The sequence below is a fragment of the Marinobacter albus genome (assembly GCF_030238305.1).
Taxonomy (GTDB): Bacteria; Pseudomonadota; Gammaproteobacteria; order Pseudomonadales; family Oleiphilaceae; genus Marinobacter; species Marinobacter albus.
Map to the genome: position 1 here is coordinate 474,477 of NZ_JASSQD010000003.1, position 23,619 is coordinate 498,095.

Below are 23,619 nucleotides of genomic sequence, written 5' to 3' on the forward strand. Positions count from 1 at the left end.
GCAGGCGCTATTCGATGACCGTTCTCGCTTACGAGATCATGACCCCGAGTATCAAGGCAGTACCCCAATCCTGGACCATGAACCGTCTGGCACGCTTCCTCACCGACAACGAAATTACCGGCAGCCCGGTTACCGACGAGAACGGTGACATTGTCGGCATCGCCACCCTCAAGGACATCACCGAATTCCGGTGGAACGCCAACCGTTCCGATAACGATGCCCGCCTCACGCCCGAAGAAGAGGAAGAAGCCCGTCGCCTGCGGATGGTCATTTTCGAGGAGATGGGCAAGGTTCCGGTCGAAGTCCGGGACATTATGACCCCCAGCGTTTTATCGGTTGACGAGCAGACGCCCGTGCGCGACATTGCGGATATCATGATGCGCGAGCACCTGCACCGGATCTTTGTCACGAGGGACTCAAAAATTACCGGTATCATAACGACTTACGATATGCTGAAGCTGATCTCGGACACGGAACTTACCCAACGCTGTACCCGTAACGACTGAGCCACCAGAGAGGTAGCGCCACCTATGCCCAGAGCACCGCAAGCTCGCAAAAAGATGTACGTCCTCGACACCAACGTCCTGATTCACGATCCCAACGCCCTCCTCAACTTTGAAGAACACGATGTCATCATTCCGATGACCGTCCTCGAAGAACTCGACAGTCTGAAATCCGGCAAGCAGGCGGTGGCTGCGGACTGCCGGCAGGCCATACGGAACATCGACAAGCTGCTTGGCGATGCCAGCCCGAAAGAGATAGAGAAAGGCGTTCCGATCGTACGGGGCAAGAAAGCGGATCCCCTGGGAAAACTGCTCATCCTGATGAGCACCGAGCATGTAGAATCCCACTCCCTGCCGGAACACCTGAACGACAACAAGATCATCAACACCTTGGCGGCCCTGCAGAACAAGCACAAGGCCCGGGACATTATCCTGGTGAGCAAAGACATCAACATGCGCCTGAAAGCGCGTGGCTTTGGTGTTGAAGCCCAAGACTATCATAATGATCAACTGCTCGATGACATCGACCTGTTGCCCAAGGGCTACCGGGAATTCCCCAACTCTTTCTGGGACACCATCGAGAAGGTTGAAACCATCCAGCGGGAAGGAATCACCGAGCACATCCTCAGGCGTGAAGGGGATCTGGCGCGGCTCAACATCAACGAGTTCGTCATTGATCAGCAGGGCTTTGTCGGCAAGGTTTCCGATCTCTCAGACACCCAGATAGTGATCCGGGATCTGCATCAGCACGACCTGATGAATGAAGAGGTGTGGGGACTGGTGCCAAGGGATGTGTATCAGGCCCTGGCCCTGAACCTGTTGCTGGATCCGGACGTTCACCTGGTGAACCTCACCGGTTCCGCCGGCTCGGGTAAAACCATCCTTGCCCTGGCCGCCTGCATCGAAATGACAGTCGCCTCCAAGCTTTACAAACGCATCATCGCCACGCGCTCCACCCAGGGACTGGACGAGGATATCGGTTTCCTGCCCGGCACCGAAGCCGAGAAGATGGAACCCTGGCTGGGCGCCATCGTCGATAACCTTGAGGCCCTGCACGAGGACGATGAGAACATGACCGCCAGTGTGGACTACATCCTCAGCAAGGTTCCGCTGCACTTCAAATCCATGAACTACATCCGTGGTCGCAGCTTCCAGCACAGTCTGATTATCATTGACGAGTCCCAGAACCTGACGCCACATCAGATCAAGACCATCATTACCCGGGCCGGCAACGGGTCCAAGGTGATCTGCCTGGGCAACCTGGCACAGATCGACACGCCTTACCTGAGCGCCCTGAGTTCGGGCCTGACCTACATGACGGAACGTTTCAAGAGCTTCCGACACGGCGCGCACATACACCTGCAGGGGGTGCCCCGCTCCGTGCTCGCGGAATTTGCCGAAGCCAATCTCTGAGGCAGAAACGAAAAACGGGGCCCAGGCCCCGTTTTTTTGTATCGTTTTCAGTCTTTGAACTCGGCCTTGTCCAGGCCATGTTTTTTCATTTTGTCGTAGAGGGTCTTGCGGGCAATGCCGAGCTGGACCATGGTGTCCTTGATACTGCCATGGCAGGCATTCAGGGCACTGATGATGGCCGAGCGTTCGAAGCCATCCATCATCTCGGTGAGGGTTTGCCGGCCCGCAACATTGGCGGTGCCATCCCCGGCATTGCCATCAAGGGCTGCCGGACCCAGCAATACATAGCGTTCAGCCAGGTTACGCAACTCCCTCACGTTACCGGGCCAGGAGTGTTGCATCAGCCGCGCTGCCTGACCGGCGTCCAGAGGCACGCTTTCCCGATCATAGCGTGCGGCGGCGATCAGCACGAAGTGGTGGAATAGCAGCGGAATATCTTCTTTGCGCTCCCGCAGTGGCGGGATATCCACCTTGACCACGTTCAGCCGGTAATAGAGATCCGAGCGGAACTCACCCTGATCGCTGAGCGCCTTCAGGTCGGCCTTCGTGGCGGCGATGATGCGGACGTCCACATCCTGCACCTGATTACTGCCCAGTCGCTCGACTTTTTGCTCCTCCAGTACCCGCAGCAGTTTGACCTGCAACGGCATCGGCATGCTCTCGAGCTCATCCAGGAAAAGGGTACCCTGATGGGCGTGTTCGATCTTTCCAATCCGGCGCTTGTCGGCACCGGTAAAGGCTCCGGCCTCGTGGCCAAAGAGCTCGCTTTCAATCAGGTTTTCCGGCACCGCACCGCAATTAATGGCCACAAAATTGTGGGCACTCCGGCGGCTGTTCTCATGAATGTAGCGGGCCAATGCATCCTTGCCCGCTCCGGTTTCGCCATGGAGCAGGATGTTGGCCGAGATATCCAGAACCGGATCGACCATTGCCATCACCTTCTGCATGGTTGGCGAATCCCCCAATATTCGGGGACCGGGCCGCGCCAGATGGCGTAACTGGGCCTTCAGCCGACGATTTTCCAGTGCCAGGTGGCGCTTCTCCAGGGCATGGCGCAGCAGCTCGATCAGCTCCTCGTGATCAAAGGGCTTCTCGATGAAATCGTAAGCCCCCTGCTGCATGGCGGAAACCGCCGTGCTGATGTCACCCTGCCCCGTAAGGATGATGACCGGAATGGCCTCGTCCACATCCCGAATCCGGTCCAGCATCTCAAGACCGTCCATCCCCGGCATGTTGTAATCACACAGCACCACACCTTCGTACTCCGGGGAAATCAGTTCCAGTGCCGAAGGCGCGTCCTCGAAACAGGCGACGGGCAACTCCTCCAGGGCGAAGGTCTGACTGATGGCCTGACGAATGTGCGGTTCGTCGTCAACAAAAATTACCGAAGGATCTGTCATTCCATGGCCTCCCGTTTTTTCAGGGTTAACACGAATTCCGCGCCCGGCCCGCCGGACCGGTTGTGGCCCGTCAATCGACCGCCGAGGGCGTCGACAATCTGCCGGGAAATGGACAGCCCGAGGCCAAGCCCCTGTTTCACCGATTTTGTGGTGAAGAAAGGCTCGAATATCTGCTCGGTGTTACCCGGCAAGCCAGAGCCATTGTCCCGGACAATGCACTGCCAGCTATCGCCATGATCCCTGATTTGAATGCTGACGCGGGGGTCTTCCCGCCCCTCTACGGCCTGCACCGCGTTGGCCATCAGGTTCACCATGACCTGTTCGATACGGATCAGGTCACCGTGACACATGACCGCCTGGTCCGGACGTTGCCAGTCTATATCAATACCCGTGCTGTTTTTCTGGGCGGTGATGATCTTCAGCGCCGCATCCACCGGCAAGCGCAGATCCACCACCGACGGTGGCCCCTCCGATTTCCGGGCAAACACTTTAAATTGCCGGGTCAGCTCCGCCATCTTGTCGCACAGGGTGACGATTTCCTGCAAGTTGGCATCCACCATCTCCGCGGCGCCCTTCTCAAGGAACTTGCGACTGTTCCGGGCGTAAGTCTGGATCGCAGTAAGCGGCTGGTTCATTTCATGGTTCAGACCCGCCGACATCTGGCCCAGGACCGCCAGCTTGGCTGCCTGAATCAGTTCCTGCTGGGTTTCCCTCAGCTCCGTCTGGGTGCGTTCCCGCTCCCGGATTTCCTCAAGCAACTGCTCGTTGGAACGCTCCAGATCGGCGGTTCGCTCCGCCACGCTGCGCTCCAGCTGCTCCCCCCTGAGTGCCAGCTCCGCTTCCCGACGGTAACGCTCCCGCAGGTAAAGCCAGGTGAGGAAGCCGCCACAGAAAATGGCAAGACCGCCCAGTACGAACCCAAGCCGGGTCCAGACTACCGGGCGGGTGCTCACCATGACCTGAAGGGTCCAGTCCAGGCGAGGCAGAGCGGTGCGAACACTGAGGTAGTCCCCGCCCCGGATCTCTTCCTGGATGCGGATTTTTTCAGACTGTTCGGAAAGACCCCAGGGCCGGCCAAGCAGCTCAATCTGAATCGGCGCAAGGTCGCGGTCGGGGTAGCGTTGTCGGGCTTCCTCATTCGCCTCCGGGCCGGTTTGAGGTTCGAAGTCCCGATACAGCCAGTTGGGTTTACTGGCCAGGAAGCTGACCCCTGACGGGTCCAGAACCACCATTTCCGCTTCGCTCAGGGAGGCGGGGCGGTGCCATTGGGATTCCAGTTCATGGACCAGTACCTTGACCGCAATGACGCCCAGTGTCTTTCCACGCGCATCCCGGATCGGGTGCGAAAAATACAGCCCCCGCACCCCCGACATCATGCCGAGCGCAAAATAGATTGCCGAATCACCTGAGTTCACCGCCTCAAAGAAATAGGGTCTGAAGGCATAGTTACTGCCCACAAAGCTGTCTTCCTGCTGGTAGTTGCTCGATGCGATCGTCAGACCGGTTATGTCCATCAGGTAAACGTCAGAGCTACCAACGATGGTGGCCATGCGTTGCATTTCTTCGTTGGCCTGAAGAATGACCGTTCTGTCGTCCGGGTTTTCAAGCGCTTCGCCCAGCAACGGGTGCTCGGCCATCAGTTCTGGAATAGGCAGATAACGATTCAGCTCGTTGGCCACAAGCTGGCGGTAGCGGAAGGATTCCTCGAGGCTTTCCTGTTCAACCTGGCGATAGCCAACCCAGCCGCCCAACGTCCAGGACGCGACCAGGGTGATGACAAACAGTGCCAAAGCGCCAATCCGGTAGGGCATGGAAACCGGTTCCTGCAAAAGCCGCTAGAGTAGCGCCCGGAACCGGGCGGGACAACCACAAGGGATGCGATTGCCCCGCCCAACCCAGGCTCGGGGTCAGGCTGTCGCCATTCCCAGCGCCCGCTGACGCTGCATGAAGAATGCGAGGACCGCCAGCCCGATGCCACCGAGATCGGTCCATCCCCCCCCCTCGATCATCATCAGGGCGGCGACGATCAGCAGGATGCGGGTGGACCAGGGCGCCGAAACCCGGGCAAACCAGCCCAGGACTCCGCCAGACAGGATGTACACCCCGAAGGTGGCGGTAACCAGCGCCCGCGCAATCTCCAGCCACTCGGCTTCCATCAGCAGCGCCCCATTGTAGAAAAACATGAAGGGCACGATGAAGGCAGCGATGCCGATGCGGAAAGAGGCGACCGACGTCTCCATGGCGTTGGCGCCGGAAATACCCGCGGCTGCATAGGAGGCCAGGGCTACCGGTGGGGTAATGGCGGACACAACCGCGAAGTAGAACACGAAGAAATGCGCCGTCAGTGGCTCGATGCCCAACTGGACGAGGCCCGGCGCAACGACGGATGCAGCCACCGCGTACGCGGCAGTGGTTGGCATGCCCATGCCCAGCAGAATGGAAATGAACATGGCGAACACCAGCGCCAGCAGGTTACTGGCGGCGGCGACATCCAGAAGCAGAACCGAGAAGCGCGCGCCAACGCCAGTCAGGGAAATCACCCCGACAATCACCCCGGCGGCGGCACAGACCACGATGATCTGAATGGCCATGTAGGAAGCAATTTCCAGGGCCCTCAAAATGGAAGCGATGCCCATCTTGTGCGGTGAAATCCAGCTCACGACCGCCGCAGACACGGTGGCCAGGGTACCTGCCCGGATCACGGAATAACCCTGGAACAGGGCAACGATCAGGATGACGATTGGCACAAACAGGTACGCCTGTTTCGCCAGCCGCTTCAGGTTCGGCAGCTCGTCTTCGCGCATGCCACGCATGCCTAGCTTCTTGGCTTCGAAATCCACCATGAAGTACACCGACGCGAAGTACAGGATGGCCGGGATAATCGCGGCAATGGCAATTTCGGTATACGGAATGCCAGTGATCTCGGCCATGATGAACGCGCCGGCGCCCATGATCGGTGGCATGATCTGGCCACCAGTCGAGGCTGCAGCTTCCACTGCACCTGCGGATTTCTTGCTGTAGCCAACCTTCTTCATCAGCGGGATGGTCAGGGAGCCGGTGGAGACCACGTTGCCGGCACTGGTGCCGTTGATCATGCCCATCAGGCCGGAAGCAAAGATCGCCACCTTGGCGGGCCCGCCCCGGGACCGTCCCGCCGCCGCAAATGCGAAGTTTACAAAGTAATCGCCTACCTTGGAGGCCTGCAGGAAGGCGGCAAAGATGATGAACAGGATAATGTAGGTGGAAGACACAGCCGTGGTCGGACCGAGGATGCCCGCGTCAGTATAGACCTGACTGAAGAAGCGCTGGACCGACAGCCCCGGATAGCCGAGAAAGCCCGGCAAGTAGGGACCGGCAAAGACGTAGATCAGGAAAACCAGCCCGATCACCACCAGCGCCATACCGGCCACGCGGCGGGTCAGCTCCATGATGAGTGCGGTACCCGCGATGGCCGCAAAGGAAATGCCGATCGGTGCAAACGATGTCCCCGTGGACATCCGCATACTGGTGTTATAGACCACGAGAAAATACGCTGCGACCGCCACGGAACACACAATCAGCACCAGGTCCGGAACACTGAACCGGGCCCTGTCGCGCTGATGGAACCAGCTCATGATGATACCGGTAGCCGTCGCCGCCAGTAGAGGCCAGCCAAACTGCCAGGTTTCGAGTTCGACAGGAATCCGCACGGTGCCGCCCTGCACCATCTGATAGAACGAATAGGTCTGGTACAACGCATAGAGCGCCGGCAGCAGGGCAACCGCACCAATCCAGGTGGTCCAGCGATGACGGGCCGGGCCTTCCTCAGCAGACACAAAACGGGCACCGGCATAGAGTATAAAACCGAGCACCAGGGCGCCGGCTATGTGCACGATGCGGAAAGACCAGGTCTCCAGCGGCGCGATGTTCAGGGTGTAAAGGTGGAATGCTGAATAGGCGATGGCCAGCAGCGTCACGAATTTCAGGAGCCCACCCTCAAACACTCGGCGATTGGCTTCAACCGGCTCTTCATCCACGTCGTGGGCGAGTATATGATCGTCATCGGGCATGGCATTCTCTGACGATTGGGTAGAACCGTCTTTGGGATATTGTTCTGTGGTCATGATAAACCCTGCTTACAGAAAAACCGGAATCGGCAGGTGGCCGACGGCACCGAGGCGGGCCGCAGGGGCGACCCTCCTCGATGCGATGGTTACTACTTGATCATGCTGTCTTCGATCGGGTAACCGTTCTCGTTGAACCAGCGAGCTGCACCGGGATGCCAGGGCAGGACATTGTTCTTGGTGTAATTCTCGGGAACGGAGTTCTGCGCTGCCTTGTGGATGGAGACCATCTTGTCGTTGTTCTCCATGGTCAGCTTGGTGATTTCATACACAAAGCTTTCCGGCATGTCGCAGTTCACCATGGCGAAGTTCCACATAGACACCACGCGGGACGGCTCGTTCAGGGACTGATAGGTGCTGGCCGGGATCACGAACTCGGAAACCGGAAAGTTGTTGATGACTTTCTTGGCCTCGGCATCGTTCATGCTGATGATATTCACATCGGTCTGGACCTCCAGCTGGCTGACCGCCGGAATCGGAATCCCCGCAGCAAACGCTACCACGTCAATCAGGCCGTCCTGCAGCTGACCGCCCAGATCGGACCAACTGCCATTGCGACGCTCAAAATCCACACCCAGGGTTTCCATCATGCGCGGGAAATAGGTGTCGGATGTGGAGCCCGCCGGACCGAAACCGATGGTGGCACCGTCAGGAATGTCGTCGATGGAGGTAATACCGGAACTGGACAGCGCGGTCACCGAGAACGGGGTTTCGTACATCGGGAACATGGCGCAGACGTTGTCCATTTTCATGCCGGGAGCCAGCGGGCTGTTGCCCTCCATAGATTCCCGGGCCGGGCCCATGGTGGTCAGGCCGAATTTCAGGTCGCCGGTGTGAACCAGTGCCATGTTCTGCATCGGACCGCCGGTGATTTCGGCACCGCCAGAAACATTCAGGTTTTCGGCAACGAAGTTGGCCCACCCTGAGCCATAGGCGAAGTAGGTTCCCCCCTGACTTGCGGTGCCAACGGTGAAGTTATCCGGCCATTCAGAACGGTCCTGGGCAACTGCAGGGTTTGCAACAACGAGAGTGGAGGCGAACGCCGCCGCCATTACAGCTTGGGTTTTCATAGAGAGTGCTCCCCGTTTCATTTTGTTTGTTGGGTGCTTGACGGAGCCTTGGGAACTCCGGTGGTACACAAGGGAGCAAAGAGCAGACCACATCCGAAAAATTCATTTAAAACAGGGGATTCCAGAAAATCATGGACCGTTTCTGGTGAAAAATGGGTGTAATCTCACCCATCTTTCAGGAGCAATGGGTGGAAATACACACCTGGTCGACTCGGGGAATGGGAACTGCGAGGGAGGACTGTATTAATCGGGCGGATTAACGACCCTGCAGGGTCGCCACCAGTCGACGCCCACCGGCACGATCCCGATGTTCACAGAGATAGATGCCCTGCCAGGTACCGAGCGCCAGCCGGCCGTGGTTGACCGGCAGCGTCAGGGAAGGGCCGATCAGAATGTTCTTGATGTGGGCCGGCATATCGTCCGGCCCTTCCATCACATGCTCGTAGTGTGGGGCGTTCTCGGGCACCATCACGTTGAAGTGCCGCTCAAGATCGCCGCGCACGTCGGGATCGGCGTTCTCGTTGATCGCCAGCGACGCGGACGTGTGCTGGATAAACAGATGCAGCAGACCCACTTCGCAGGTGCTGAGGTCCGGCGACCGGGCAATGATCTGGTCCGTTACCAGGTGAAAGCCCCTCGGAAGCGGCGCCAACTCAATAAATGTCTGCTCCCAGATCATAGCCGTCCTCGTGTTTATCTCTGCCGATCATCCCACGGGTGAACCGGAACCACATCGTCGCCAACATCACTCTCATAGCTACTCCGGAAATAATCCATGGCTTTTTCCGCCTCGCCGAGCTCGTCGAACCGGGCCACGTGATAAATCGCCTCGCCCTCGTTGACCAGCGGCAGGTTGTTCACGCAGATAACGATACCGGAGCAGGGTGACACCACGGCGGTTTCAGATTCTCCGAAGGGATCGGCGACCATCGCCAGCCGCTGCCCTTTTCGGACCTTCTGCCCCAGGCGGGCGACGGGCCTCATGATGCCGTCGATATCCGCCCTCACCCACAGGGAGTTGGCGGCGGTTTCCGACCGTTTTTTCGGTGCCTTCGGCCCCTTCTTGGCGGGCACCATTTCCAGTTCGCGCATCACCCGGATCACGCCCTTCACACCGCTGCCAATCACCACATCATCGAAACGCAGCGCCTCGCCTCCCTCAAAGGTAATCACCGGAATATCCTGTGAATCGGCATAGGCCCGAAGACTGCCCTCGCGCAGCCCGGCATTGATGATAATTGGCGCACCGAATGCTTCTGCCATTCGGACCGTTTCCGGATTTTTCAGTTCGGCCCGTATTTGCGGCAGGTTGAAACGGTGAATTGCTCCGGTGTGCAGGTCGATAATGTGCGTCACCTTCTCCATGATCTGGGTACGCAACAGGTAGGCAATGCGCCCTCCCAGCGAACCCGACTCAGTACCCGGGAAACACCGGTTCAGGTCCCGCCGGTCCGGCAAATATCGGGTGCGCTGTACGAATCCGAAGATATTGACAATGGGTACCGCCACCAGCGTTCCTCGCAGGTGGCGCAGGGCGGAATTGGTCAGCACCCGCCGGACAATCTCGACGCCGTTGATTTCATCGCCATGAATGGCGCCGCAAACCATGAGTACGGGCCCGTCCCGGCGACCGTGGACCACTTCCACCGGGATATGCAGGGGGGTGTGGGTGTAGAGTTTGGCAACGGGGACTTCGACGGTTTCCCGGGTCCCGGCTTTGATCTGGTTTCCGGCTATCTCAAAGGGCGCACGGGCCATACATCAGCCCCTTCCCTTCGTTCTGGTTTTCCACGGCTGCTGATTCTTTTCAGTCCAGTTGATGATCATGCCGGCAACGTTTTTGCCGGTGGCGTTCTCAATCCCCTCAAGGCCCGGAGAAGAGTTCACCTCCATCACCAGGGGACCACGACTGGAACGCAGCAGATCCACACCCGCCACATTCAGGCCCATGGACTTGGCGGCCGTGATCGCCGTTCGACGCTCTTCGGGGGTAATACGCACCAGCGACGCGCTGCCGCCTCGGTGCAGGTTGGAACGGAACTCGCCCTCCGCTCCCTGTCGCTTCATCGCGGCGATCACCTTGTCACCAATGACGAAACACCGGATGTCGGCGCCACCGGCTTCCTTGATGAATTCCTGAACCAGAATGTCGGCCTTCAGGCCCATAAAGGCTTCGATGACGCTCTCGGCAGCTTTGCGGGTCTCGGCCAGCACCACACCAATGCCCTGGGTACCCTGCAGCAGCTTGATCACCACCGGTGCCCCGCCCACCATTTTCAGCAGCTCCGGCACGTTATCGGGCTTGTTGGCGAACCCCGTCACCGGCATCCCCACGCCTTTGCGGGCCAACAGTTGCAGGGAACGCAACTTGTCCCTCGAACGGGTAATGGCCACGGATTCGTTCACCGGGAATACACCCATCATCTCGAATTGGCGCAACACCGCCGTTCCGTAGAAAGTAACGGAGGCACCGATACGCGGGATAACGACATCGTAGTTCTCCAGCACTTCCTCGTGGTAGTGGATCTGGGGTTTGGCCGAGGTAATGTTCATGGAACAGTGCAGACAGTCAATCACCCGCACCTCATGTCCCCGATTGATGCCCTCTTCCACCAGACGACGGGTGGAATACAGGTTCTTGTTGCGCGACAAAACCGCAATTCTCATTTTTCAGTCCTTAGGGCCGGTTCACCGGCAAGATAAGAAGCTTCGGGGTAAACCACAGAGCGACCGGACATGGCGGTGCGCCCCAGCAGCATCCGGAAGCGCATGGAGTCCCGGTTGGTCAGTGTCATTTCAATGGGCCAGCTCTGATCACCCACCACCAGAGTGGTCTCAATCACCAGGCGGATTTCTTTGTGCCCGCCCGAGTCCGACACGTTGCGTTCATCCAGCACCTTGGCATCGCACTCCACAACATTGTGCATGTCATTCTGCACCGGGTGGACCCAGAACCGGACCCGGCGCTCGCCATTCTCGGTGTAGGGTTCCGTGCGGAAGGTATGCAGACACGAGGTGCGTGCGCCGGTATCCACCTTGGCCTTGATACGGCTGATATCCAGATCCGGGAGCGCGACCCACTCCCGCCAGCCAAGGCCTACCTTGTTTTCGTTGGGTTTAGGAGGGATCGGTTTGATCACTTCAACGGTCTTCGTCGACATCCAGTGGTTCCTTGTTAACAAGTGTCTCCGGCCCCAGCAGCTGCACACGGAAGGGCTCGGAATGGCTACCCGCATAGACACTGGTGTGCGGAAAAGGTATCTCGATGTTTTCCCGATCCAGCGCTTTCTTGATCGCCACCATGATACTGCTGCGCCCATCCAGCACTTTGTCCTTGGGTACCCAGAAGGAAAACTGCAGATCCACAGACGACGGTCCGAACGCGGTCACCAGCACAAATGGCTTGGGCTCCTCCAGGCAAACAGGGTTCTTTTCCGCCAGCCTTAACAACAGAGCTTCGACTCGTTCCACATCTTCAGCGTAGGCAATCCCCACCGTCAGGTCGAGCCTACGAATGGGAAACCGGGATCGGTTCACCACTCGCGTCTTGATCAGGGTCTCATTGGGAATACGCACGTACAGATTGTCCGGTGTGCGCAACTTCACGCTCAGCATGTCGATACCGACCACTTCGCCGAGGGTTGCGTCGACCTCGATCAAATCGCCAATTTCAAAGGGCTTCTCCACCAGCAGAAACAGGCCACTGATCATGTTGGACGCGGAGGTCTGGGAGGCAAAGCCGATGGCAACCGTCAGAATCCCTGCCGCGCCAAGTACCACATCGAGCGAGAATCCGGCTTCCCGGAGCGCGGCAAAGGCAAACAGCAAGACAATGAGATAGAACACCAGGCGGCGAACCATGACGGTATGGTGCCGGGTGCTCCTCTGGGACATGAAACGGGTGATGCTTCGGGCCGCCAGTGACGCCAGCACCAATCCGAGCAGCATCAGAAAAATCGAATTGACCCACGTTCCCCAGGCAACACCGTTGAGTACCGACATGGCGCCGGTTTGAATCTGCTCCAACAAGACTTCGACTCCCTAGGGGATTAACCAAACATTCGATCAAAGGCCCGGACAAGTCTGCCCCGGGCCATGTTTTCACGGGCCGGCCCGACTTGCCGACACGGACCGGCTTCCGCCAGCAGCGTGTGCTCCACGCGCAGGCTCGCCGAGTTCATTTCGGTTTCGCACTCCACCGTCACGCCGGGGGTCCATAACTGGCCCCGCTCATTCAGGTGCAGGGATAGCAACGGCGTCGGCAGGCTGAAACGCTCCAGCAACAACGGTTCCTCGCGCCGGTTGACGATGGTCACGGGTGTAACTGCGCGCCAGGGCCGTTTAGGCACGGCTTCAAGGACCAGACGGGCATAGCTGGACGAGGAATAACACAGTTCCCCCTCCATGGTATTGCGCCCAACCCACGTCAATGACGGGACACCGAGGGGAACCTCGGTCAGCACGGTTTGCTCTTTGCCGACGCAGACTTTCATCCAGAGCACTGTACCAACGTAGATGACGCAGCTCCCGTCGGCTGGAATCGTGAGTGACTGATAGGGACGAATCACGGTAGGCAGGGCGGCAACAGCGGGGATGAATGTAACCGTTTCGGCTTCACCCGAGCGAATAAAACGCTGGAGCGGCACATCGGATGATGGCAGCGTATGACCAACGGTTTCAGTCCAGGTCACCGGATCGGTGTCCGGCTCCATCGTCTGGGCGCGAACCTGCCATTCCTGATCCAGCAGGGTCACCCAGAGGCGTACCTGCCCTAACTGGTGGTACTGGGTCTGCCCGGAAGCCAAGTGATAGGGCTGGGCCCATACGCCATCACGCCGCCCTTCGGTTTCGGATTCCATCTGCGCCACGTTTCTCCTTACAGTCTTGCGGGCAATTTCAACTTACTATAATCCAATCATGGCACCTCAGCGAATATCCAAGTCTGTGATTTTATTGAAACACTGGCATGTATTTACCCTTATGCCCGGATGCACAACGCGACACAGGACTTCCCATGAAACATCTGGTCTGGTTCCGGAACGACCTCCGGATTGCTGACAACCCTGCTCTCACTGCCGCCTGCAAGGAAGCATCCGAGTTACGCGCCTGTTTTCTAGTGACCCCAGAGCAATGGTTGGAGCACGACTGGTCGCCCGCGCGAGCGCAGTTTGTCATCGCTCACGCCAACGCGCTGTCCGAGGAACTCGCCAAACTGGGCATTCCGCTGACATTCATCATGGCCAAGCGATTCGAGGACAGCGTGGACCGGCTCGAGCAGTTCTGTCGCGACAACGACATTTCCCGGGTGCACCTCAACGAGGAGTACGGCGTCAACGAACGGCGACGGGACAAGGCTCTGAAACACCGGCTGGACAATCTGGACATCGGAGTCAGCAAGTATCGCGATCAGACCGTGGCACCGGTGGGCGAAATACTCACCCAGCAGCAGGAGCCCTATTCCGTTTTCACTCCCTTTTCGCGACGCTGGCGCAGTTGGGTCGAGGAAACCCAACCGGTTGCATTCCCGATCCCGCCGGCCCACGGTACTCCAATCAACCCTGAACGGATGGACGACATCCCGGAGCCGTTCCGGGATGCACCACCGGCACTGGTGGAAACCGGTGAGGATGCGGCCCACAGCCAACTGGAGTCGTTCCTGGGCGAACGGGCCGGAGCTTACAAGAACGATCGCGACTTCCCCGCCATTGACGGGACCAGCCAGCTCTCCCCCTACCTGGCCAACGGCGTCCTTTCCGGCCGCCAGTGCCTCCTGGCCGCGCGTCAGGCCCAGGGCATGGGCGGCAACCAGGAAGGACTGATGACCTGGATCAACGAGATCGCCTGGCGGGATTTCTACGTCAACATCCTGTACCACTATCCCCGGGTCAGTATGCATCGGGCGTTCAAGCCGGAAACCGAAGCCCTGGTGTGGAATACCCCGGGCGAGAAGTTTGAAGCCTGGAAGGCGGGGAATACCGGCATTCCCATCGTCGATGCAGCCATGCGCCAGTTGAATGAAACCGGCTGGATGCATAACCGCCTGCGCATGGTCACCGCCATGTTCCTGACCAAGAACCTGTTCATCGACTGGCGCCTGGGCGAAGCCTATTTCATGTCCAGGCTCGTGGACGGCTTCCTGGCGTCAAACAACGGTGGCTGGCAATGGAGCGCGTCGACGGGAACGGACGCCGCGCCCTATTTCCGGGTCTTCAATCCGGTGACCCAGAGCGAGCGCTTTGATCCGAAGGGCGATTTTATCCGCCAGTGGGTGCCCGAGCTGGCAAAGCTTGACGCCAAACGCATTCACGATCCCGGCAAAGGCGGCGTGATTCCCGGCGGTTATCCGAAACCGATCGTAGACCTGAAGGAAAGCCGGAAGGAGGCTATTGCGAAGTTTCAGGCATTAAAGGAGTGAATTCGGGACTGGTGCAGCAGCGAAACGGAAGACCTCTCCAAAACACGCTGTGAATACCTCCCTGTCCGCTCGGCTCCGCCATCCATGGCTCCGCACGGTTTTGGAGAGGCCTTCCAGTCCGATGCTATCCGATTACGAAGGTCTGCATACAGGACATTCCGGATCCCGGGCCAGCTTCATCTCGCGCCACTGCATGTCCCAGGCATCCAGAATCAGAAGCCGGCCAATCAGCGGCCGGCCAACTCCGGAGATCACCTTGATCGCTTCCATCGCCTGGGCTGCTCCGATCATGCCCACAAGGGGCGCGATCACACCAGCCTCCGAGCAGGTCAGGTCCTCGTTGCCCTGCTCAGGGTAGAGGCAGTGGTAACAGGGGCTGCTTTCATCCCGGGAATCGTAAACTGATAACTGCCCCTCACCTCGAATGGCCGCACCGGATACCAGCGGCACGCCGGCGGCAACACAGGCGCGATTAAGGGCAAAACGGGTGGCAAAATTGTCACTGCAGTCCACCACCAGGCTGGCCTCTTCCACGGCCCGGTCCAGGGCATCGCCGTCCAGGCGCTGGTTCAGTGCGGTGACAGAAACCAGGGGGTTGATCCGGCGTACGCGGGCCGCCAGCGCCTCCGCCTTGGAGTCGCCCAGCTCCGACTGCTCGAAACCAATCTGGCGCTGGAGGTTTGCCAGCTCAATGTCATCATCATCCACGAGCGTCATCTGTCCGACGCCCGCAGCGCCCAGGTAAAGTGCTACCGGGCAGCCCAGGCCGCCGGCACCAAGAACCAGCACCCGGCCGGATTTCAGTTTTTCCTGGCCGGCCACGTCGAATCGGGGCATCAGTATTTGTCGGCTGTAGCGAAGCAGCTCGTCATCACTGAGCATCTTGGTCTCCTGTTTCCTGATCCGGCAAGGCAGCGCCCTGTGGCCACTGCCCCAGTGTCATTCGCTCTTGATTACCGTAGTCCTTCCGGCTTTCAACCGCCACGAATCCCCGGGCTTCGAACAGCGCACGAACCGCTGCGGCCTGGTCGAAACCGTGTTCCACCAGTAACCAGCCTCCTGCCTCGAGCCAGTCCGGGGATTCATTGATGATCACTCGCAGATCGTCCAGACCATCGGCACCGGACACGAGCGCCGAAGCCGGCTCAAAGCGGACATCGCCCTGTTCAAGGTGGTGGTCCTCGGCGGCAATATAAGGCGGGTTAGAGACGACCAGATCGAACGGGCCGCCGCTCAGCCCCCGAAACCAGGAACTCTGCGTCACACTGACCGGAAGGCCCAGTTCCCGGGCATTCCGCTGCGCCAGCTCCACCGCCTCTGGCACACAGTCGCAGGCGCTCACCTGCCATTCCCGGTGTTCGCTGGCCAGCGCCAGGGCAATGGCACCGGTGCCAGTCCCCAGATCCAGCACCCGGGCACTGACCGGAAGTGGCAGGCTGAGCGCTGCCTCTACCAGGCATTCGGTGTCGGGCCGGGGAATCAGCGTGGATGAACTGACGTGTAAAGGAAGGGACCAGAATTCCTGGTTTCCAAGCAGGTAGGCAACGGGTGTTCCGTTCACCCGTTTGGACACCAGTTCCTCGAATCGGGCCGCATGGGTGGCGGAAATCTCCTGCTCCGGCCAGGCCCGGAAACTGGTCCGGCCAAGCCGGGTTACGTGGCTCAGCAGCAGTTCCGCGTCCAGTCTCGGGGTTTCACCGGCAATACGTCGTGCCGCCTCCTGCAACAGGCTCTCACAGGTCAGTGAGGGTTTACTGGTCATCGGCAAGGGAGGCCAGGAGCTCAGTCTGATGTTCCTGCTGCAGAGGAACAATAACCGCATCCAGATCCCCGGACACGACCTCATCCAGCTTATACAGGGTAAGATTGATGCGGTGGTCGGTGACCCGGCCCTGGGGGAAGTTATAGGTACGGATACGCTCGGAACGGTCGCCACTGCCCACCAAGCTCTTGCGAGTCTCAGCCACCGATTTCTGCTGACGCTCTATCTCCGCATTCTGCAGCCGGGACGCCAGAAAACTCAGGGCCTTGGCGCGGTTCTTGTGCTGGGAACGCTCTTCCTGGCACTCCACCACGATACCCGTGGGCAGGTGTGTAATCCGGATGGCCGAGTCGGTCTTGTTGACGTGCTGACCACCGGCTCCCGATGCCCGGAAAGTGTCGACCCGGAGGTCGCCCTTGTTGATTTCCACGGCCTCGGCTTCATCTGCTTCCGGCATCACCGCCACCGTGCAGGCCGAGGTATGAATACGGCCCTGGGATTCGGTTTCCGGCACCCGCTGCACCCGATGGGCACCGGATTCGAACTTCATGGCACCGTAGACCCCTTCGCCGGCTACCCGGGCGATAATCTCCTTGTAGCCACCGTGCTCACCCTCACTCTCACTCAGGACCTCCACCTGCCAACGGCGGCGCTCGGCATACCGACTGTACATCCGGAACAGGTCGCCGGCGAAAATAGCGGCTTCGTCGCCGCCGGTACCGGCACGGATCTCCAGAAAGATACTCTTGCTGTCGTTGGGGTCCTTGGGCAGCATCAGGCGCTGCAATTCTTCGTCCAGCTCTTCGCTCTTATGCTGGGCCGCGTCCAATTCATCGGCGGCCATCTCACGCATGTCTGCGTCGCTGTCTTTCGCCAGCTCCCTGGCTTCCTCGATGTCATCGAGAGAACGGCGCCATGCCTCAAAGCAATGCACGATCGGTTCAATCTCCGAGAACTCCCGGGAAAGATCACGGAACTGGTTCTGATTGGAAATAACGGAGGGATCGCTGAGCAACGCGCTGACCTCCTCGAACCTGTCAGTGAGCTGTTCGAGGCGGGATTGGATCGATGGTTTCATAGTTTTTCCGGGGTGGTCGGCTCGTCTGCCTCAAGAACATCCAGCTGGTGCAATTCACGCAGCCATTCGGTCACCTCGGGACGCCCTTCGGTGGTCGCCTTGCGGACCTGAACCGACGGTTCATGCAGAAGTTTGTTGGTAAGGCCTCGAGCCAGACTGCGCAGTACCGTTTCCGGATCGCCGCCGTTGCGAAGCGTGCGCAGAGCTTTTTCAGTTTCGGTGTCGCGCAGGATTTCGGCGCGCTGACGGAACTGCTTGAGGGTAGATACGGCGTCCAGGGCACGTAGCTGGTTCAGGAAATCCTGCACGCCAGCGGCCACCAGGTTTTCGGCCTCCCGGGCGGCTCCCTCGCGAGACCGGATATTTTCTTCAATAACCAGGCGCAAATCGTCCACGGTATAAAGATAGACATCTGCCAAGGAGGCCACTTCCGGTTCAATGTCCCGGGGCACAGCGATATCCACCATGAAATAAGGCCTGTGCTTGCGCTTCTTCAACGCGCGCTCGACCGCCCCCTTGCCCAGAATCGGCAGGGGGCTGGCGGTCGAGGAGATGATGATGTCGACGTCAGTCAGGTGGTCGGGGATTTCCGAGAGCAGGATGCCCTTGCCGCCGTAGGACTGCGCCAGCTCCTGGGCCCGCTCCAGCGTGCGATTGGCAACCAGAAAGTCTTTCACCCCGGCGTCGGAAAGGTGTCGCGCCACCAGCTCAATGGTCTTGCCGGCACCGATCAGCAACGCCTTGTTGCGGGCCAAGTCCGCAAAGATGTGGTGTGCCATGCTGACGGCAGCGTAGGCCACCGACACCGGGTTTTCGCCGATCGCGGTCTGGGTGCGCACGCGTTTGGCCACCGAAAAGGTCTGCTCGAACAACCGGGACAGAAACGATCCGCTGGCGTCGTTTTCCCTGGCCAGGGCGTAGGCGTCTTTCAATTGGCCAAGAATCTGTGGCTCTCCCAGAACCATCGAATCCAGCCCCGCCGCTACCCGCATGACGTGCCGGACTGCGTCGGCATCGCGGTGCACATAAAGAGACTGTTCCAGCTCGGCGGCATCCAGATCATGGAATCCAGCGAGCCAGCGCAACACCGATGGGGCACAGTCGTCGTCGCCGGCGAGGTAGAGCTCGGTGCGGTTGCAGGTTGAGAGGATGGCCGCTTCAGACGCACCCGACGCAGCCCGCAACTCGGCAAACGCCTCGGCCATGCGCTCGGGCGTGAACGCAACGCGTTCGCGCAACTCGACCGGAGCGGTGCGATGATTGATTCCGAGCGTTACAAGTGCCATCTCGTAGGTGAACAACCTTATGCGAACAGGGGGTATTTGCCGACATTTTAACGGTCAGCGCCCTCCACTGCCACCCAAATGCCTGAGCGCTTCGGCAAGTGCGGACAGGTTGGGCAAGATCAGACGCTTATGCCATTATAGGGAACCGGCCGAGGCCACGAGCCGATCCAGCTCAAAAAAAGTAGCAGATTGGCAATTATTTCTGATGCGTTGTCGACAGATTCACGGGAAGTTGCATGCACAAATCCGCACCGTTTTTGGTTAGCTGCCTGATTGGCCTCTCTCTCGCAGGCTGTGCCGGCCTCACGGGCCCCAAGGAAGCACCGGACACAGAAGAGCCCGCCACTTCCAAGGCAGAAGCTCCCAGTGAAGACAGCATCCAGTACGCTGACTTCGAGCCGGAAGTTCTCTACCTTCTATTATCCGGAGAGATTGCCGCCCAGCGAGGCCGCTTCGACGTCACCCTCGTCAACTACCTGAAGGCGGCCCAGAAATCCCGGGACCCTGGCGTCATCGAACGCGCCATGCGGATTGCCCAGTCCCTGAACGGGGATAACGCCCAGAAGCAGCTTGCGGACCTCTGGCTCGAAGTCGATCCGGACAACCCGAAGGCGCTTCGGGTCTCCGCCATCCAGGCCGTGAAACGAAAAGAGCTGGACGTTGCCCTCGGCTACATGGAAAAAATCATGGATCAGGGTGGCGACGCGGATTTCGATAGTCTGGCCGCCTTGGCCGGCAACCTGCCCCCAGAAGAACAGCAGGAATTGCTCGTCCTCTATAAGGAACTGGCGGAACGTCATCCGTATTCGCCGGAACTGGAATACAGCATCGCCCTGCTTCTGAAAGCGATTGGCGATCCCGGGCAGGCACTCGACCGGCTCGACCCGTTGCTCGAGGCTCACCCCAACTTCCAGCCGGCAATCATCCTCAAAGGCGACCTATTGTACCAGGCGAATGCAAAACAACAGGCACTCGACTACCTGATGGTCAACACCCGCCGCTTCCCGGCCAATCGCCAGATGGGCACCCTGTATGGCCGGATGTTGATAGGCGAGGGCGAGTTACAGGCAGCCCAGGACGAATTCAACCGCCTGACCAAACAATACCCGAACAACCCGAGCCTGCTGCTCTCCCACGCACTGGTAGCCCTGGAGAACGGCCAGACCGATCTGGCAAAGAGAGAGCTGAAGAGCCTGGTCCAGCAAGGCCATCACACCAACGAGGCCAACTACTATCTGGGGCGCATCGAGGACGAAGCCGGCAATACCCAGCAGGCGATCGGCTACTATTCGGGTGTGACCCAGGGTAACTACTATTTCCCGGCGCTGGCCCGGACCAGCGCCCTGCTGGCTGCTGACGACCGACTCGATGAAGCGGTCGCCAACATTCGCAACCTCAAGGGAGCCAACCCCCAGCAGGCTGAGAACTTCTGGCTCCTGGAAGTGAACCTGCTGCTCGACCAGAATCAGCAACAGGATGCACTGGCAACCGCCACCGAAGCCCTGGAAGAACATCCCGACAACATCCAGATCCGTTACGCCCGCGCCATGCTGCTGGACACCCTCAATCAGCCAGGCCGCGCAGAGGATGACCTCAAACGGATCATTGACGAGGATCCCGGCAACGCGGTGGCACTGAACGCCCTGGGTTATATCCTGACCACCCGAACTGACCGACTCTCCGAAGCCCGCAATTACATTGAGCGCGCGCTGGCCCTGGACCCGGAGAACCCGGCCATTCTCGACAGCATGGGCTGGGTCCTTTTCCAGGAAGGGCAGCTCAAGCCGGCCCTGGATTATCTGGCCCGAGCCTGGTCGGCTTACCCGGACCCGGAAGTGGCCGCCCACTATGGCGAGGCACTGTGGACGAGCGGAGCCGAGGAACAGGCCCGCATCGTCTGGAAAGAAGGACTGAAGCAGGATGCCGATCACGATATCCTTCGGGAGACCATCCAGCGGCTGACCGATAACGGTGATCTTTGATGGTTCAATCGTTCCGCCTCTGGCTGATACTGTCACTGCTGGCTGTGCTGGGGGCCTGCACCACCATCCAGCTGGAACCGCTACCCGAGGGCATGACTGACCAGCCACCCGCAAACTGGGCTGAACGGAGCCAGCAGCTCAGCCGTTTCGATCACTGGCGCCTGATGGGTAAGCTGGCCGTGCGCCAGCCTTCGGACAGCGGCACGGCCCTGATCAACTATTGGATCCAGAACGGTGAAGCCTACGACCTGGCACTGTCTTCCTCCTTCCTCGGAATGGGCAGCACCACCCTCAAAGGCGTACCCGGCTTCATCGAGCTGACACTACCCAGCGGCGACACCTACCGCTCCGGAGACCCTGAAGCACTGGTGGCAGCCGCCACCGGATGGCAACTGCCCCTGAACCACCTGGTCTGGTGGATTCGCGGCCTACCTGCACCAGGTGACGATTTCCGACTGCTGTTTGATGAAAGCAGCCAGCTTGCCATGATTCGTCAGGCCGGCTGGGAAATCCGCTATGACCGGTGGCAGCAGTTCCTGCCCGACCACCCCACCCTGCCCGCGAAAATCACCGCCCTGAAGGACGACAAGCGTGTTCGTCTGGTTGTCAGTGAATGGAACCGGCACGAGGCGGAACAGTGACCGCCAGCCTTACCCTGCCGTCACCGGCCAAACTGAACCTGTTTCTCCACATCGTCGGCCGCCGGCCCGACGGCTACCACGAACTGCAGACCCTGTTTCAGTTTCTCGACTTTGGCGACGACATCACCTTCACCCTGACACCAGAGCAGCCCGGAATTCGCCTGACCGACTCGGTGTCCGGCGTACCGGACGACGAAAACCTGATCGTCCGGGCAGCCAAGGCGTTGGCAGCAAGCGTGTCCGGGCCGTTGCCCGGAGTCAATATCGGGGTCGCCAAACGCCTGCCCATGGGAGGCGGCCTAGGCGGAGGCAGCTCCAACGCCGCCACCACGCTGCTGGGCCTGAACCATCTCTGGCAATTGAACCTGTCCATTGATGAACTGGCCGAACTCGGGCTCGCCCTCGGCGCAGACGTTCCGGTATTCGTGCGGGGCCACGCCGCGTTTGGCGAAGGCGTTGGCGAGAAGCTGACGCCCGCCAACCCGCCGGAGGACTGGTTCGTGATTCTGAAGCCCGCCTGCAACATCAATACTGGCAAGATTTTTTCCGAGGAAGGGTTGACAAGGAACACCCCGAGAATCAAAATAGCGCCCGCTTTTGAGGGAGACGCCTCGAGGTACCGAAACGACTGTGAGGATGTGGTTCGAAAACTGTATCCTGAGGTTAACCGAAGCCTGGAATGGCTTGCACAATTCGGACCTGCAAGATTAACCGGAACCGGGGCTTGCATATTTGGACGTTTCCCGACAGAATCCGCAGCCCGGATTATCTGGGAAAGCAAACCCTCCGGCGTCACGGGGTTCGTAGCTAAAGGGGTGAACAGTTCACCTCTACACAAAAAGCTAACAGAGCTGAAATGATGCCTAAAAAGCACGATACTGGGGTGTCGCCAAGTGGTAAGGCAACGGGTTTTGATCCCGTCATGCGCAGGTTCGAATCCTGCCACCCCAGCCACCTTTCTCCCGCTTCTTCTGAATCAAACGCCGATACTGAGAAGGATGCCGTCGTGTCCAAACTGATGATTTTCGCTGGCAATGCCAACCCCGAGCTTGCCAAAGCCATCGCGCAGAAACTCCACATTCCCATGGGTCAGGCCACTGTAGGTCGCTTCAGCGACGGCGAGACCACCGTTGAGATCAATGAGAATGTTCGCGGCCATGATGTTTTCATCATCCAGCCGACCTGCTACCCCACTAACGATAACCTGATGGAACTGATCGTGATGGCCGACGCACTTCGCCGTGCCTCCGCGACACGAGTCACTGCCGTTATCCCCTATTATGGATACGCGCGCCAGGATCGCCGGGTACGCTCAACACGGGTAGCTATCAGCGCCAAGGTCGTTGCAGACATGATCTCCAGCATCGGCGTGGATCGGGTCCTGACCGTCGACCTGCACGCTGACCAGATCCAGGGTTTCTTCGACATCCCGGTGGATAACATCTACGCCACCCCGGTCATGCTCGAAGACATCGAGAAGCAGCGCTTTGAGAACTTCGTTGTGGTGTCCCCCGATGTCGGTGGCGTTGTTCGCGCCCGCGCTGTGGCCAAGAAGCTGGACGATGCAGACCTCGCCATCATCGACAAGCGTCGGCCGAAGGCCAACGTGTCGCAGGTCATGCACATCATCGGTGACGTGAAAGACAAGACCTGCATCCTGGTCGACGACATCATTGATACCGCCGGCACCCTGTGTAAGGCAGCCAAAGCTCTGAAGGAGCATGGTGCGGCACGCGTAGTGGCCTATATCACCCACCCGGTTCTTTCTGGTCCGGCGATCGACAACATCAACGCCTCCGAGCTTGATGAGCTGGTAGTCTGCGATACCATTCCGGTGAGTGACAAAGCGAAGAATTGTGATAGAATCCGCGTCCTCGGAATGGCCGGTCTGCTCGCGGAGTCCATTCGCCGCGTCAGCAACGAAGAATCGATCAGCGCCATGTTCGACAATGCCTGAGCGAATTTA

21 protein-coding genes and 1 tRNA gene are annotated in these 23,619 nt (G+C 59.3%); 8 read left to right on the top strand and 14 right to left on the bottom strand.

All coding sequences use genetic code 11. The features are described 5' to 3' along the window. Nucleotides 1-14 precede the first annotated feature (14 nt). Nucleotides 15-506 carry a CBS domain-containing protein gene (locus QQF73_RS17085; RefSeq protein WP_219868546.1) on the top strand — a complete coding sequence of 164 codons (492 nt, stop codon included), beginning with the start codon at nt 15-17 and terminating at the stop codon, nt 504-506. A 24-nt stretch (nt 507-530) separates the two neighbouring features. Continuing rightward, the gene (locus QQF73_RS17090; RefSeq protein ID WP_416383217.1) at nt 531-1,916 is read left to right on the top strand and encodes a PhoH family protein; all 1,386 of its coding nucleotides are present in this window, start codon (nt 531-533) and stop codon (nt 1,914-1,916) included. Nucleotides 1,917-1,963: 47 nt separating this feature from the next. Here the strand turns inward: QQF73_RS17090 and QQF73_RS17095 are convergent, their stop codons facing one another. The 10 genes from QQF73_RS17095 to QQF73_RS17140 all read right to left on the bottom strand — a co-directional run bounded on the left by QQF73_RS17095 (nt 1,964) and on the right by QQF73_RS17140 (nt 13,348). Beyond that, the gene (locus QQF73_RS17095; protein WP_285368952.1) at nt 1,964-3,316 is read right to left on the bottom strand and encodes a sigma-54-dependent transcriptional regulator; all 1,353 of its coding nucleotides are present in this window, start codon (nt 3,314-3,316) and stop codon (nt 1,964-1,966) included. Beyond that, nucleotides 3,313-5,127: a sensor histidine kinase gene (locus tag QQF73_RS17100; RefSeq protein ID WP_285368953.1), complete on the bottom strand. Its 1,815-nt coding sequence runs from the start codon at nt 5,125-5,127 to the stop codon at nt 3,313-3,315. Before QQF73_RS17100 ends, QQF73_RS17095 begins: the two co-directional genes overlap by 4 nt. A 96-nt stretch (nt 5,128-5,223) precedes the next feature. Next, on the bottom strand, nt 5,224-7,419 hold the full coding sequence (locus QQF73_RS17105) for a TRAP transporter permease (protein ID WP_285368954.1): 2,196 nt from the start codon (nt 7,417-7,419) through the stop codon (nt 5,224-5,226). 92 nt (nt 7,420-7,511) lie between these two features. Further along, nucleotides 7,512-8,489, bottom strand: coding sequence for a TAXI family TRAP transporter solute-binding subunit (locus QQF73_RS17110; protein WP_219868549.1), 978 nt, complete (start codon nt 8,487-8,489; stop codon nt 7,512-7,514). A gap of 256 nt (nt 8,490-8,745) precedes the next feature. Then, nucleotides 8,746-9,168: a secondary thiamine-phosphate synthase enzyme YjbQ gene (locus QQF73_RS17115; protein ID WP_285368955.1), complete on the bottom strand. Its 423-nt coding sequence runs from the start codon at nt 9,166-9,168 to the stop codon at nt 8,746-8,748. A 14-nt stretch (nt 9,169-9,182) separates the two neighbouring features. After that, nucleotides 9,183-10,247, bottom strand: a complete 1,065-nt coding sequence (locus QQF73_RS17120; protein WP_285368956.1) for a succinylglutamate desuccinylase/aspartoacylase family protein — start codon at nt 10,245-10,247, stop codon at nt 9,183-9,185. 3 nt (nt 10,248-10,250) lie between these two features. Continuing rightward, nucleotides 10,251-11,156, bottom strand: a complete 906-nt coding sequence (rimK, locus tag QQF73_RS17125) for a 30S ribosomal protein S6--L-glutamate ligase (RefSeq protein WP_219868552.1) — start codon at nt 11,154-11,156, stop codon at nt 10,251-10,253. Further along, on the bottom strand, nt 11,153-11,650 hold the full coding sequence (locus QQF73_RS17130) for an ATP-dependent zinc protease family protein (RefSeq protein ID WP_219868553.1): 498 nt from the start codon (nt 11,648-11,650) through the stop codon (nt 11,153-11,155). The genes rimK and QQF73_RS17130 overlap by 4 nt, the downstream gene beginning before the upstream one ends. Further along, nucleotides 11,631-12,491, bottom strand: coding sequence for a mechanosensitive ion channel family protein (locus QQF73_RS17135; RefSeq protein ID WP_219868686.1), 861 nt, complete (start codon nt 12,489-12,491; stop codon nt 11,631-11,633). Before QQF73_RS17135 ends, QQF73_RS17130 begins: the two co-directional genes overlap by 20 nt. A 47-nt stretch (nt 12,492-12,538) precedes the next feature. Continuing rightward, nucleotides 12,539-13,348 (bottom strand): hypothetical protein, encoded by an 810-nt coding sequence (locus QQF73_RS17140; protein WP_219868554.1) that lies wholly within the window; start codon nt 13,346-13,348, stop codon nt 12,539-12,541. Between the two features lie 155 nt (nt 13,349-13,503). Here QQF73_RS17140 and phrB point away from each other — a divergent pair, with 155 nt between their 5' ends. Next, entirely contained in the window at nt 13,504-14,904 is a 1,401-nt protein-coding gene (phrB, locus tag QQF73_RS17145; protein ID WP_285368958.1) for a deoxyribodipyrimidine photo-lyase, read from the top strand. Nucleotides 14,905-15,036: 132 nt separating this feature from the next. Here phrB and QQF73_RS17150 read toward each other — a convergent pair whose 3' ends face one another. Genes QQF73_RS17150 through hemA form a run of 4 tightly spaced genes read right to left on the bottom strand, consistent with a single transcriptional unit; the run spans nt 15,037 to nt 19,030 of the window. After that, on the bottom strand, nt 15,037-15,786 hold the full coding sequence (locus QQF73_RS17150) for a HesA/MoeB/ThiF family protein (RefSeq protein ID WP_219868556.1): 750 nt from the start codon (nt 15,784-15,786) through the stop codon (nt 15,037-15,039). Next, nucleotides 15,776-16,666 (bottom strand): peptide chain release factor N(5)-glutamine methyltransferase, encoded by an 891-nt coding sequence (gene prmC / locus QQF73_RS17155; RefSeq protein WP_219868557.1) that lies wholly within the window; start codon nt 16,664-16,666, stop codon nt 15,776-15,778. The genes QQF73_RS17150 and prmC overlap by 11 nt, the downstream gene beginning before the upstream one ends. Next, nucleotides 16,656-17,744 carry a peptide chain release factor 1 gene (prfA, locus tag QQF73_RS17160; RefSeq protein ID WP_219868558.1) on the bottom strand — a complete coding sequence of 363 codons (1,089 nt, stop codon included), beginning with the start codon at nt 17,742-17,744 and terminating at the stop codon, nt 16,656-16,658. The genes prmC and prfA overlap by 11 nt, the downstream gene beginning before the upstream one ends. Further along, nucleotides 17,741-19,030: a glutamyl-tRNA reductase gene (gene hemA, locus QQF73_RS17165; protein WP_219868559.1), complete on the bottom strand. Its 1,290-nt coding sequence runs from the start codon at nt 19,028-19,030 to the stop codon at nt 17,741-17,743. Before hemA ends, prfA begins: the two co-directional genes overlap by 4 nt. 236 nt (nt 19,031-19,266) lie before the next feature. Here hemA and QQF73_RS17170 point away from each other — a divergent pair, with 236 nt between their 5' ends. The 5 genes from QQF73_RS17170 to QQF73_RS17190 all read left to right on the top strand — a co-directional run bounded on the left by QQF73_RS17170 (nt 19,267) and on the right by QQF73_RS17190 (nt 23,610). Then, entirely contained in the window at nt 19,267-21,012 is a 1,746-nt protein-coding gene (locus QQF73_RS17170; protein WP_285368960.1) for a tetratricopeptide repeat protein, read from the top strand. Continuing rightward, complete coding sequence (lolB, locus tag QQF73_RS17175; RefSeq protein WP_219868561.1) at nt 21,012-21,653, top strand: lipoprotein insertase outer membrane protein LolB; 642 nt, start codon at nt 21,012-21,014, stop codon at nt 21,651-21,653. The genes QQF73_RS17170 and lolB overlap by 1 nt, the downstream gene beginning before the upstream one ends. Further along, nucleotides 21,626-22,513 carry a 4-(cytidine 5'-diphospho)-2-C-methyl-D-erythritol kinase gene (ispE, locus tag QQF73_RS17180; protein ID WP_285368961.1) on the top strand — a complete coding sequence of 296 codons (888 nt, stop codon included), beginning with the start codon at nt 21,626-21,628 and terminating at the stop codon, nt 22,511-22,513. The genes lolB and ispE overlap by 28 nt, the downstream gene beginning before the upstream one ends. Nucleotides 22,514-22,532: 19 nt before the next feature. Next, nucleotides 22,533-22,607: transfer RNA gene (locus tag QQF73_RS17185), tRNA-Gln, on the top strand. Between the two features lie 52 nt (nt 22,608-22,659). Next, on the top strand, nt 22,660-23,610 hold the full coding sequence (locus QQF73_RS17190) for a ribose-phosphate pyrophosphokinase (protein ID WP_219868563.1): 951 nt from the start codon (nt 22,660-22,662) through the stop codon (nt 23,608-23,610). Nucleotides 23,611-23,619: the final 9 nt, after the last annotated feature.